Origin of the sequence: uncultured Rossellomorea sp. (assembly GCF_947488365.1) — a bacterium.
GTDB lineage: Bacteria > Bacillota > Bacilli > Bacillales > Bacillaceae_B > Rossellomorea.
Genome location: NZ_CANKZT010000003.1, coordinates 124990 through 136858, shown reverse-complemented (window position 1 = coordinate 136858; position 11869 = coordinate 124990). Strand labels below are relative to the sequence as shown.

Here is an 11869-nt window from a genome sequence, read left to right as displayed (position 1 = left end):
GACTCCCTCCTTGTCTAATAGCGTGCTACTTTTTCCACTGCAGCTAATACACGTTTGCTGTCAGGTAGATAGAAATCTTCAAATCCGAAATAAGGAACAGGGGTATCGAATCCAGTCACCCGTTCAGTCGGCGCTTTTTGATATAAAAAGGATGTGTCATTGATAATCGCCAGCACATCATTTCCGACTCCACCGGTGGCATGGGCTTCATGGACGATCACGGTTCTTCCCGTTTTCTGGACAGAACTTGAAATGAGGTCCTTATCCAGGGGATAGAGTGTCCTTAGATCAAGCACTTCGCAGGAAATGCCTTTACCTGTCGCTTCCTTAGCAGCATCCTCAGCTATCTTCACCATGGCCCCCCATGCGATGATCGTGACATCTTCACCTTCCTTGACTACTTTTCCTTTCCCGATTTCCACCGTATACTTTTCCTCCGGTACTTCTTCACGTGAAGATCGGTAGCATCTCATAGGCTCCAAGAAGAGAACGGGATCCGGATCTTCAATGGCAGCAATCAACAGTCCCTTCGCATCATACGGTGTTGCGGGACAAACGACTTTAATTCCCGGCATATGTGTAAATAGCGCTTCCGTGCTATCGGAGTGAATTTCAGGGGCTCTGACTCCAGCACCATAAGGAGCACGTATCACCAATGGACAGGTGAAATGACCAAGAGTACGGGAACGCAACCGGGAAGCATGGGTCATGATCTGTTCGTATGCTGGATAGATGAACCCCAGAAATTGGACCTCAGCTACAGGACGAAAACCGTTTAACCCCATACCAATAGCCGCTCCAATAAACCCTGCTTCACTTAAAGGTGTATCGAGAACCCTGTCTTCCCCAAATTCCTGTTGAAGACCGTCCGTTGCCCGAAACACACCACCATTCGTTCCGATGTCTTCACCCATCAATAGGACATCCTCGTTTTCCTCAAGCATCACCCTCATACCGTCCGTGATGGCTTGAACCATCGTCAGCGTCTTCATTTTTGTTAAGGTGCTCATTCTACTCACCTCTCAATAGCTCAAGGAGCTTTTCTTTTTGTTCTTGAATCGTCCACGTTGGGGTGGCAAACACATAATCAAAGATCACACTCGGATCTGCTGCTGGATAGGCTTCTAACTCCTCGACGGCAAGATCCACTTCCTTCGCACATTCCTTTTGAACAGACGTCATCCACTCTTCATCGATCCAGCCTTTATGCTTCATGAATCTCGTTAAGCGATCAACAGGATCGTTCTCCCTGCGACGGCTCTCACTTTCCAGCTGATCACGGTATTTGGTCGGATCATCGGCAGTCGTGTGGGCACCATATCTCCACGTCACGGACTCGATCAAGGTAGGTCCGTCCCCATTTCTCGCTCTCTCCAATGCTTTCAACGTTTCAAAATAAACAGCAAAAATATCATTGCCGTCGATTCGAACACTTGGAATGTCATAGGCAAGAGCCTTCTGGGCAATGGTTTTCGTTTTCATTTGCTTGTGCATGGGAACGGATATGGCATAGTGGTTATTTTGATTAAAAAAGACAACCGGGGCCTCCCAGACGCTTGCCAGGTTCAATCCTTCATGGAAATCACCCTCTGAAGTGGCACCATCTCCAAAATAAACAATGGCTGCATTACGTGTTCCTTTTCTCTTCTCCGCATAAGCCGCCCCTACCGCATGTGGAAGCTGGGTCGCTATCGGAATACCGGGAGTGAAAATATTCTTTCCTTCCGGGGGCACACATCCTTCATTCCGACCTTTCCAGAATAGGAGGATATGAAGCAGGGAATGTCCGAATGTCATGGTTGCGCCATGATCACGATAGGATGGGAATAACCAGTCTTTGTCCTTTAGGGCAAGTGCGCTCCCCACCTGGGACGCCTCCTGTCCTTCATAAGGAGCATACGTCCCGATCCTTCCCTGACGTTGGAGACTCACCGCCTTCCTATCAAAGGTACGGATCCTGATTAAATGCCGATAAAATGTACGGGCCAAGTCTTCTGAAATATCCTTTTCATACTCCCATTGAAGTAATTCTCCTTGTTGATCAATTACCTGAACCAATTTAAATTCCTCGATCATTTCATCACCTCTTGTGGTGCTTTTTTGTCGTTACGGTAAACTCTTGATTTGCTTTTTTATGTCCTAACCGACCATTTCGGACGTTTTGCGTGGGAGAAAAAGCTGTTTCTTCTTGTGCGTGAATGAATGCGGTCTTCACAGAAACGATTGGCTGCTTCGACTGTGGTCATGTGCTGGTTTTCTGATTGCAGGTAAATATTCTGGAGGCTGTTATAGATGGCACTTGTTTTTTGGAGTACGCGTTCTTTGTTAGGTTCGTATAATTCGTCAGCTACTTGAATCAATCCGCCTGCATTGACGATGTAATCAGGTGCGTAAAGAATCCCTTTTTCATGCAGCTGCATTCCATGAGACAGGTCCAATAATTGGTTGTTGGCAGATCCTACAACCGCTTTTACTTTCAGCTGATCAATCGTATGATCGTTGATGATCCCGCCAATTGCACATGGTATGAATACATCCGCATCAACTGAGTAGATTTCATCCCCGCCTACGACCTTGATCGCTGCTCCCATACTTTTCGCCTTGGAAACCAACTGATCGATGGATTTCTGGCTAATATCCGTTACGTAGAGGTCCGCTCCCTCTTCCAGTAGACGCTCGGCTACCTTATATCCCACTTTTCCCAACCCTTGAATGGCGTAGCTTTTTCCATGAAGATCCTTTGAACCCCACACGTTTTGGTTGGTTGCCTGCAAGCCGTAGATCACTCCCATGGCAGTCGGGATGGATGAATCTCCACTACCTCCGTACTCTTCATTAACGCCTACAATACAATTCGTTTCTTTTAATGCATAAACAAAATCTTCAGGCGTGGTCCCCATGTCTGTCCCTGTATAGAATCGTCCGTTAAGGGATTCAACGAATTGACCGAAGGCACGGAACAGTTCCGGATGTTTGTCTTTTTCAGGATCCCCGATAATAACCGCTTTTCCTCCTCCAAAGTCCACATCGGCCGCGGCACATTTGTAAGTCATTCCTTTTGATAAACGTAAAACGTCCTCCAATGCTTCATCCACTGATGCATAAGGTCTCATTCGACATCCGCCCAGTGCAGGGCCGAGAGTGGTATTATGTATGGCGATGATGGCTTTGAGTCCTGTTTCTTCATCGTTGCAGAATACAACCTGCTCATGATTTTGTATTTTCTGAAACATATCCATTTCTATTCCCCCCACAAGCTCTCTTGTTGGAACCGCTTTCATTTTTGTCGTTACGTTAGGCACTAAAGCTTCCTCCTTTTACATTCTTATTCAAGAAGTGGTCAAAACTAGTTTTCTTTTATTCTTTCGTTGATTTTTTCTTTTGGCAGGACCACTTGCTTTACTTCACCTTTTCCAATGAGTCTGTCACTCTCTCTATCTCTGACAGTCACTTCGGTTACGATGATATTTCGTTCATATTTAATAACGCTCGCTTTAATTTCAAGAGAGGAACCGATTTTCGCCGGAGCCATATGCTCAACGTTCACTTTGGCTCCCATACCTTCTTCATGTTCTTCTAAATAGGGTAGAATGATTTTTCTCGATGCCCATTCCATGTGGTAAACCATCGAGACGGTTGAATACACAGGATGTACGACGTTTCCTTCAAACTGGGCATACATGCTGGGGATTACTTCTGTCGTGACGACTGCCGTATGTCCTTCTGCTAATCCAGACTTCATTGCTTTCCCCCTTTAAACCAACAAATTATATATTTTTATATAACGTTAATTCAACGATATAATAACATTTTGTTTTATAAATAGTCAATAAATTGTTAAAATTTAAAATATTATATTAATATAAGTTATGCAGAGGGACGGACCTATCGGCGAAGCCGAAGGTCCGTCCCTCACTCAAATGCGAAGGCGGCTTGCTCAGAGGCGACAAGCATAAGTCAAACTTGCCGGAAAGGCGTCTTTTGCCTTCTTGGTAAGTTTGACTTATGACCTCGAGCCTCTAGCCGCCAACGCTAGGCGACTCCCTTCCAGATAAACAATTAAAATATTCCAAACACAAAAAAGCAACGGAACAAAGTCCCGTTGCTTTTTGTAGAAGGTTGTTAATCTTATGAAAGAAGTGCCCGGTCGCTTGCGAGTTTGCTTCCACGGATCCGTTGGAATTCATGTAGAAGTCCTTCGACTGTGAGGTGCTTCTTCTCTTCTTCATTTACCTCTAATATGATTTGACCTTTATCCATCATGATCAATCGGTTGCCAAGGTCAAGCGCCTGCTGCATGTTATGGGTCACCATTAAGGTCGTGAGCTTATACTTCTCTACAATCTCTTTTGTCAGGTTTGTAATCAGATCAGCTCTAGCAGGATCCAATGCCGCCGTATGCTCATCCAGCAATAAGATCGACGGCTCGGTAAATGTCGCCATCAGTAGAGAGAGCGCTTGCCTTTCCCCGCCTGATAATAATCCTACCTTTGCATTCAATCGGTTTTCTAACCCTAAGTGAAGAGTTTCCAGTACTTCTTTGAAAAACACTCTCCGTTTTTTGGTTACCCCCATTTTAAAGGTACGCGTACGATTTCGTGAATACGCCATAGCCAGGTTTTCTTCTATGGTCATGGAAGGCGCCGTTCCTGCCATGGGATCCTGGAACACGCGACCGATGAGCTTTGATCGTTTATACTCGGAAACCTTCGAGACGTCATGATCATCGATGAGAACATTTCCGATATCTGGCAGAAGCACACCTGAAACGATGTTCATCAATGTCGATTTCCCAGCTCCGTTACTTCCAATCACAGTGACGAAATCCCCTGGTTTCAGAGTCAGCTGGATGTCATCAAGGGCGATTTTTTCGTCAGGTGTCCCTTCATTAAATACTTTGTGAATTCTATTTAATTGTAACACCGCTCTCACCCTTTCCATCTGTGATAGGAGCCTTGTTTATTCGTTCTGCCATTCGCTGAGCTTTTCGTTTCTTATCCTTGTAGCGATCCATCACTTTAGGCATCACAAGTGCAAGAATCACGATTGTCGCCGTGATCAGCTTCATATCTCCCGTTTCCAGGAAATCGACACGAAGGGCCATGGAAACGACCAATCGGTAGATGATCGCTCCTCCAATGACAGCCAATGTAGTACGGGCGATTGTTTTCGTTCCAAATAGGGCTTCTCCAATGATGACGGAAGCAAGTCCAATGATAATCATCCCGATACCCATTCCAACATCTGCAAAACGGCTATACTGAGCAATCAACGCACCGGATAGTGCAACCATCCCGTTCGAGATTCCCAAGCCAAGAATGATCATTAGATTCGTATTAGCGGAAAAGCTGCGGATCATTCGCTGATTATCTCCTGTCGCTCTAAGGGCCAATCCAACTTCCGTTTTCAAAAAGCCATCCGTTAAAAATTTAATGACAAGGGTAATGATCGTCATGATGAATAAAATGCTCCATGTTCCCGGTACAGGCTCCCCGAGTCCGACCGCCATCCACAATTTATTGAGAGCGGCATCGATCCCGAGTGGTGACCAGAATCCTTCCACCCCTGTAAAAGCAGTATCCTGACTAAGTAAAGGTACATTCGATCGTCCCATTATCCTGAGATTGATTGAATAAAGAGCAATCATCATTAAAATCCCTGATAATAAGGCATTAATCTTTCCAAATGTGTGAAGTAATCCTGTTATACATCCTGCAACAAATCCGATGACAATCGCTGTAATGGTTGCGATGACTGGATTTACGCCACTGACAATCATGGTGGCAGCGACAGCGGCTCCCGTAACGAAGCTGCCATCGACTGTTAAATCAGGAAAATCCAATATCCGAAAGGACAAGTAGACTCCGAGGGCCATAATAGCGTAAATGATTCCAGATTCAAAGGATGCGAATATTGCTGTTGGCACGAATCATCATCCTCTCTTATTTCTCTTCGTAAAACTCTCCTAAATCAGACCATGTATCCTGGACTTCTACACCTTGCTCTTCAGCAGCTTGCTTATTGATCATTAACTTAAAATTCTTTGGATACTCAACATTGATTTCAGAAGGTTTCTTTTCACCTTTTAAAATTTTTGCAGCCATCAATCCCGTTTCGTACCCAAGATCTTCGTAGCTGAATCCACTAGCTGCAATCGCACCTTTTTTCATTGAATCCAGTTCACCCACAAATAAAGGAATATCTTTATCATTTGAGACACTGATGACTGATTCCAATGCAGATACTACCGTATTATCAGTAGGAACGTAAATCGCATCCACACGACCTACCAGTGATTCTGCCGCTTGCTTTACATCAGCTGACGTAGATACAGAAGCTTCAACAACTTTTGCTCCCTTTTCTTCAGCAAGCTTTTTCACTTCTTCAGCCTGTACAACGGAGTTTTGTTCACCTGAGTTATAAATAACACCAATATTTTTCGCTTTCATTTCATCCGTAATAAATGAAATTGTCTTAGAGATTGCTTCAGGATGAGTATCTGTGGTTCCTGTGATATTCTCACCAGGCTCCTCGAAGGATTTCACTAATTCAGCACCAACGGGATCAGTCACTGACGTGAACACGATTGGAATTTCCTTTGTAGCATTTAATGCGTGCTGAGCACTTGGGGTTGAGTTTGCAAAGATGAGGTCGACGCCATCACCAACGAAGTTCTTGGCGATCGTTTGTGAATTTGTAGGATCCCCTTGAGCAATTTGAACATCAAACTTCACATTTTTACCTTCTTCAAGGCCATTTTCAGCTAAAGCTTTCTTAAAACCTTCAAACGCTGCATCTAAAGACGGATGTTCCACAATTTGGGTTACCCCGATAACATATTGTTTTTCACCATCTCCTCCACCTGAGCTTGTATCACTACCACAGCCCGCTAAAACCAGCATTCCCAGCATCATTGAGATGACAACAAGTAATAAACTCTTCTTCTTCACAGAAATCCCCCTTTTTCTCTTCCTAATTTATGATCAGTAGTCTAGTAGACTAGCAAACCCAAGTATGATAAAAATGATCTTCAGCGTAAATACAACGTTATATTATCACTCCTGTCACAAAATAGTCAATAATATTCCGAAAATTTAAAAATTAATACTAGTATAGTCGGTATTAGCAGTGATTTCTAGAGGGATTCGGGGAAAATTTTTCTGAAGGACTCCAATTATCCTGGATTTTCGATAGTTTCTTGCTATAGTTTTTCTACTTCACGCTCTTCTTTTCATACTGTTGTGCTGAAATCTACTAAACTTGTGCCACTTTCACCAAAACTTGTGCCAAATTGTGAACACCACCATAAAAAAGACACTTTCCCAATTAAGGAAAAGCGCCCCTTTCACAACAATCTATTAAGATTCCACACCGCTGCCCGAAAGCTTCCTAAAAATCCCCTGGGCATCATTTATCATTCTCTCTACCAGTTCCTTCACAGTCGGAACATCTGACACAAGGCCAGACACCTGCCCTCCGTTGATAAAGCCTTGATCCAGCTTGCCTTCAAGTGCCCCTACACGATGATAATCCTCCGAGGTCATTTGACTGAACTCTTCAAGTTCGACCCCCTCTTGTTCTTTTTGAATCAGTTGTGCAGCATAAGGCGTTTTCATGACCCTTCTTACCCTTCCGATAGAACGCCCGACGATGATCGTGCTATCATCTTTTGCTTCCACTAGTGTCGATTTATAGTTTTCATGAAAAGGAGCTTCCTGTGTAGCAATGAACCTCGTTCCCATTTGCACACCACTGGCACCTAGCGCGAGCATGGAAGCGAGTCCCCTTCCATCACCTATTCCTCCTGCTGCGACCACAGGAATGTCCACAGTATCCACGAGTTGTGGAATTAGGGCAAGCGTTGTCGTTTCCAGATTGGAGTTGATCCCGGCAGCCTCATAACCTTCCGCCACGATCACATCTGCACCGGCGTCTTCCGCTTTCTTGCCCTGCTTTTTAGATGCGACGACACAAATCACCTTAACATTGTGCTCATGAAAGTACGGGATGAGTGGGGCGGGATTTCCAGCTGACAGGGAAACGACTGGTATTCGATGAGTCACCACTAGGCGAATCATTTCCTGCAGGTGTGGGGTGATGGAGATCGGGATGTTTAATGCGAATGGCTTGTTTGTTCGTTTCTTGGTTTCAACAACAATCCCTTCCACTTCCTCCATACTCATCGTTCCGACTCCGATCGTACCGAGTGCCCCGGCTTCCGAGATGGCTGCGGTCAACTGGGCATTGCTGATGTTCCCCATTCCCCCTTGAATAATTGGATATTTTATATGTAATAGTTCGGATAGGTTATTCATAAAAATCCCCCTTCGTTAAATTAATGTTATACTTTTTGGAATTGTTAGACAAGTATATATTTTGTAGATTCCGGAGGTCCGTCCCTCAAAAAAACCACTTGCCGAAGCAGCAAGTGGTTTTTTGTCAGTCTAGTAATAATGGATGGGTCATGACGTTGTAGCTTTGGTCTTTGTTTTTTAGCTCGTTTCCGTCTTCGAAGACACTTTCGAAGAAACGGGAGGCTGGTTCTGCGAGTTCTTTGTAGTATTCTCCGAACAGGGAGGCTGCGTGTGCTCCCAGCCACTTTTCAGGCAGCAGCTCTTCTGGTAAGCCTGGATCGACGAAAAGGAATTTGCGGTATTCATGGACAAGCTTCGTTCGTTCAACGAAGCATTCAGCATCGCTCATCTGTCCTTTTCCGATTTTACTTTTATCAATCATGTATTTTTGACTGTAGTGAGAAATGAATTCCTGGTAGCGGTCATTGATTTCTTTAAGGTCCCAGCTTTTCTCGATCAATCGTTGATTCTCATTGGGCCCTTCATATCCAGCAATGAAGAAATCGACGTATTCTTTAATATCGTATTTTCCAATTAGGGTTTGTACTTGTACTTCTAGATTGTTGGGAGAAATCCACGTGCTCGTCGAAAGAGTTCCGAATCCGCTCCAAACCAGTTCCTTTCTCAGTTCATCCCGGATGCTCCTAATCTCTTCAGGAATCGAGTACATAAGGATTCTCCATTTACCGTCCCATTGTTCGGGTTTGAGCTTAAAAATCCTCTTTGCCGCTTCTTCCATACGGGTCACTCCGCGTTCAGTCAGGGAGTAGTAGCTTTTGTTCCCCTGTTTCTCTGCCTGAACCCAACCTTGCTTATTCATTCTCGAAATAGCTGCCCGGACCGCTTGATCGTTGTGACCAAATTCATTAAGCAAGCGAATCAAACTGCCAATCCATATCTTGTTGCCATAGTGTCGTATATAATCCCCATATAGTGTAAAGATCATTGATCGTGTATTCATCGGTGCCTCTCCTTTAGATATATTCCGTTTGTTTATGACGTTTAATTTACGTTTAGTTTATATATTATCATAAACATTCTATGAAAATAAATGAATATTCTTGATTTTTCTATTTCTACAGCACAAAAAAATCAGGCTCATTTACAGAGCCCGACCCTCAATGATACATCCTCAACATCTCCAGCATTTTCACAAAATCATACGTATTTACAACCTGCTCTTTTGACCAATTCGTCTCGATCCATTCCACAAGCTCTTCCTGGCTGTTGAACACTTCCCCGCTCGTGTCGGCTTTTCTTACCATGAACCTGCCGTTGTCCTCATCAGCGACGACCAGACATGGAATCTCACTTTCTTTTGTCATGATTTCAAATTCCATTCTCTCACCTCACTTCTATCTTTTCTAAAAATCAAATGTTCTAATCACAAAAAGAGCCCTGGACAAACTGGGCTCTTAAGACTCTATATTCTCTACTAATGTCGCGATTCCCTGGCCTACACCGATGCACATGGTAGACAAGCCGTACCGTACCTTTCTCTTTTTCATTTCATACAGAAGGGTGGTAAGGATACGTGCTCCACTTGCTCCCAAGGGATGACCGAAGGCAATCGCTCCTCCATTCACATTGACGATTTCTTCTTTCAGCCCAAGCTCCCTGATGCAGGCGATGGATTGAGCAGCGAATGCTTCATTGAGCTCCACTAAGCCGATTTGGTCCAGGGCAAGGCCAGACCGTTTCAGTACCTTCTGTGTGGCATAGATCGGTCCCAGTCCCATCACTGAAGGTTCAAGCCCTGAGGTGGCTGATGTCATGTAGCGGGCCAGCGGTGTAACGCCTAATTCTTCAGCCTTCTCTCTGCTCATTAATAAGAGAGCAGATGCACCATCATTGACTCCGGATGCATTCCCTGCCGTCACTGTTCCTCCTTGGAATAAGGGCTTAAGCTTCTGCAGTTTGTCACTATTGGTATCGGGTCTTGGGTGTTCATCGATCTGGAAGATTGAGATATTCCCTCTACGGTCCCGTAATTCGACGGGAACAATCTCTCCTTTAAACCGTTCTTCATCCATGGCACGTTTCGCTTTCATTTGGCTCCAGTAAGCAAAGTGATCCTGTTCTTCCCTTGAAATGCCGAACTGTTTTGCCACGTTTTCGGCTGTTTCCGGCATAGAATCGGTTCCGTACTTTTCTTTCAGGCGGGAATTAACGAAGCGCCACCCTATCGTCGTATCGAACATTTCCATATTGCCCCTTGGGAAATCCTTTGAAGGCTTTGCCATGACGTAGGGAGCACGGGTCATACTTTCAGTCCCGCCTGCAATGAAAACATCCCCTTCATTAGCCAAAATGGCTCTAGCCGCATAGTTCACAGCGTCCAGTCCAGAACCGCATAAACGGTTGATGGTGGTAGCCCCGACTTCAACTGGGAGGCCTGCCAGGAGTGTCGACATCCGGGCTACGTTCCGGTTGTCTTCCCCGGCACCGTTTGCATTTCCAAGTACCACCTCTTCAATCGTATCCACCGGGACGAGGGGATTTCGTTCGACGAGGGCTTTAATAACATGTGCACCCAAATCATCAGGACGCACCTCTTTTAAAGAGCCTTTGTACTTTCCAATCGGAGTACGGACAGCATCGACAATCACAACCTCTCTCATGACTGGTGCTCCTTTTCCATTGTTTCCGAGTAATCGTAAACGCCCTTACCAGTTTTTCGGCCAAGACGTCCTGCCTTCACATACTTTTCTAAAAGAGGGGCCGGGCGGTACTTTTCTCCAAGCTTTTCATGAAGGTACTTAAGATTATTCAATCGTGTATCCAGTCCGACTAAATCTCCCAGCTCAAACGGACCCATGGGATAATTTAACCCGAGCTTGATCGCTTTATCGATTTCTTCAGGAGAACCGAGTCCTTCCTGGAGCATGTAAAAGGCTTCATTCCCAACGAGGGCAGAGATTCTACTTGTGACAAAACCAGGGAACTCATTGATGACCACCGTTTCTTTCCCCATCAGGCGGGCAACTTGCTGGATGACCTCCGCCGTTTCATCACTTGTTTCCAATCCCTTCACGATTTCAACGAGTGGCATTTTATGTACAGGGTTGAAAAAGTGCATGGCAATGACTTTGTCAGGCCGTTTTGTAAAGGAGCCGATTTCAGTCGGGCTCATGGTGGAGGTATTCGTTGCCAGGTAGCAATAGTCCGGGGCATGCGCGTCCAGCACTTCAAATACGCCACGCTTGATGTCTGTCTTTTCCGGAACGGCTTCGATGACCACATCGGCATCCCGTACGGCAATCAAAAGATTCGTTGAATAACTCATAAGCTCTTTTGCTTCTACGTACTGCTGCTGAGTGAGCTTATTCCTTTCTATTCCTTTTTGAAAAATATGCTGAATCTCATTCCTGGCATGATCCAACTGTTCTTGTTTAATATCAACCAGTGTGGTCCGGAAGCCTCCAACTGCACTTACATAGGCAATTCCTCTTCCCATTACACCGGAACCTACTACCACAATATGCTGTGTCATGTTTTGTTTCCCCTTTCTTGCA

Annotated in this window: 12 protein-coding genes; all 12 read right to left on the bottom strand. The window is 44.9% G+C overall.

Annotated features, from left to right (window positions below):
- Positions 1-14: 14 nt before the first annotated feature.
- The 12 genes from Q1B03_RS11945 to Q1B03_RS11890 all read right to left on the bottom strand — a co-directional run bounded on the left by Q1B03_RS11945 (position 15) and on the right by Q1B03_RS11890 (position 11847).
- The gene (locus Q1B03_RS11945) at positions 15-1010 is read right to left on the bottom strand and encodes an alpha-ketoacid dehydrogenase subunit beta (protein WP_299741412.1); all 996 of its coding nucleotides are present in this window, start codon (positions 1008-1010) and stop codon (positions 15-17) included.
- Position 1011: 1 nt separating this feature from the next.
- The gene (pdhA, locus tag Q1B03_RS11940; protein WP_299741411.1) at positions 1012-2076 is read right to left on the bottom strand and encodes a pyruvate dehydrogenase (acetyl-transferring) E1 component subunit alpha; all 1065 of its coding nucleotides are present in this window, start codon (positions 2074-2076) and stop codon (positions 1012-1014) included.
- A 56-nt stretch (positions 2077-2132) separates the two neighbouring features.
- Positions 2133-3239, bottom strand: a complete 1107-nt coding sequence (locus Q1B03_RS11935) for a Glu/Leu/Phe/Val dehydrogenase (protein WP_299742626.1) — start codon at positions 3237-3239, stop codon at positions 2133-2135.
- A 107-nt stretch (positions 3240-3346) separates the two neighbouring features.
- The gene (locus tag Q1B03_RS11930) at positions 3347-3742 is read right to left on the bottom strand and encodes a thioesterase family protein (RefSeq protein ID WP_299741410.1); all 396 of its coding nucleotides are present in this window, start codon (positions 3740-3742) and stop codon (positions 3347-3349) included.
- A 386-nt stretch (positions 3743-4128) separates the two neighbouring features.
- Positions 4129-4923, bottom strand: a complete 795-nt coding sequence (locus Q1B03_RS11925) for an ABC transporter ATP-binding protein (RefSeq protein WP_299741409.1) — start codon at positions 4921-4923, stop codon at positions 4129-4131.
- Positions 4907-5926, bottom strand: a complete 1020-nt coding sequence (locus tag Q1B03_RS11920; protein WP_299741408.1) for an ABC transporter permease — start codon at positions 5924-5926, stop codon at positions 4907-4909. The genes Q1B03_RS11925 and Q1B03_RS11920 overlap by 17 nt, the downstream gene beginning before the upstream one ends.
- A 16-nt stretch (positions 5927-5942) precedes the next feature.
- Positions 5943-6914, bottom strand: a complete 972-nt coding sequence (locus Q1B03_RS11915; protein ID WP_299742623.1) for an ABC transporter substrate-binding protein — start codon at positions 6912-6914, stop codon at positions 5943-5945.
- 444 nt (positions 6915-7358) lie between these two features.
- Complete coding sequence (locus Q1B03_RS11910; RefSeq protein ID WP_299741407.1) at positions 7359-8315, bottom strand: nitronate monooxygenase family protein; 957 nt, start codon at positions 8313-8315, stop codon at positions 7359-7361.
- A gap of 124 nt (positions 8316-8439) precedes the next feature.
- Entirely contained in the window at positions 8440-9315 is an 876-nt protein-coding gene (gene paaX / locus Q1B03_RS11905; protein WP_299741406.1) for a phenylacetic acid degradation operon negative regulatory protein PaaX, read from the bottom strand.
- A 157-nt stretch (positions 9316-9472) separates the two neighbouring features.
- Positions 9473-9694, bottom strand: coding sequence for a hypothetical protein (locus tag Q1B03_RS11900; protein WP_299741405.1), 222 nt, complete (start codon positions 9692-9694; stop codon positions 9473-9475).
- Positions 9695-9769: 75 nt separating this feature from the next.
- On the bottom strand, positions 9770-10975 hold the full coding sequence (locus tag Q1B03_RS11895; protein WP_299741404.1) for an acetyl-CoA C-acyltransferase: 1206 nt from the start codon (positions 10973-10975) through the stop codon (positions 9770-9772).
- Positions 10972-11847: a 3-hydroxyacyl-CoA dehydrogenase gene (locus tag Q1B03_RS11890; protein ID WP_299741403.1), complete on the bottom strand. Its 876-nt coding sequence runs from the start codon at positions 11845-11847 to the stop codon at positions 10972-10974. The genes Q1B03_RS11895 and Q1B03_RS11890 overlap by 4 nt, the downstream gene beginning before the upstream one ends.
- Positions 11848-11869: the final 22 nt, after the last annotated feature.

Excerpts from the sequence above, each read along its gene's own strand:
- Q1B03_RS11945 (WP_299741412.1), bottom strand. The coding sequence starts at position 1,010 with ATGAGCACCTTAACAAAAATGAAGACGCTGACGATGGTTCAAGCCATC.
- pdhA (WP_299741411.1), bottom strand. The coding sequence starts at position 2,076 with ATGATCGAGGAATTTAAATTGGTTCAGGTAATTGATCAACAAGGAGAA.
- Q1B03_RS11935 (WP_299742626.1), bottom strand. The coding sequence starts at position 3,239 with ATGGATATGTTTCAGAAAATACAAAATCATGAGCAGGTTGTATTCTGC.
- Q1B03_RS11930 (WP_299741410.1), bottom strand. The coding sequence starts at position 3,742 with ATGAAGTCTGGATTAGCAGAAGGACATACGGCAGTCGTCACGACAGAA.
- Q1B03_RS11915 (WP_299742623.1), bottom strand. The coding sequence starts at position 6,914 with ATGATGCTGGGAATGCTGGTTTTAGCGGGCTGTGGTAGTGATACAAGC.
- Q1B03_RS11910 (WP_299741407.1), bottom strand. The coding sequence starts at position 8,315 with ATGAATAACCTATCCGAACTATTACATATAAAATATCCAATTATTCAA.
- paaX (WP_299741406.1), bottom strand. The coding sequence starts at position 9,315 with ATGAATACACGATCAATGATCTTTACACTATATGGGGATTATATACGA.
- Q1B03_RS11900 (WP_299741405.1), bottom strand. The coding sequence starts at position 9,694 with ATGGAATTTGAAATCATGACAAAAGAAAGTGAGATTCCATGTCTGGTC.
- Q1B03_RS11895 (WP_299741404.1), bottom strand. The coding sequence starts at position 10,975 with ATGAGAGAGGTTGTGATTGTCGATGCTGTCCGTACTCCGATTGGAAAG.
- Q1B03_RS11890 (WP_299741403.1), bottom strand. The coding sequence starts at position 11,847 with ATGACACAGCATATTGTGGTAGTAGGTTCCGGTGTAATGGGAAGAGGA.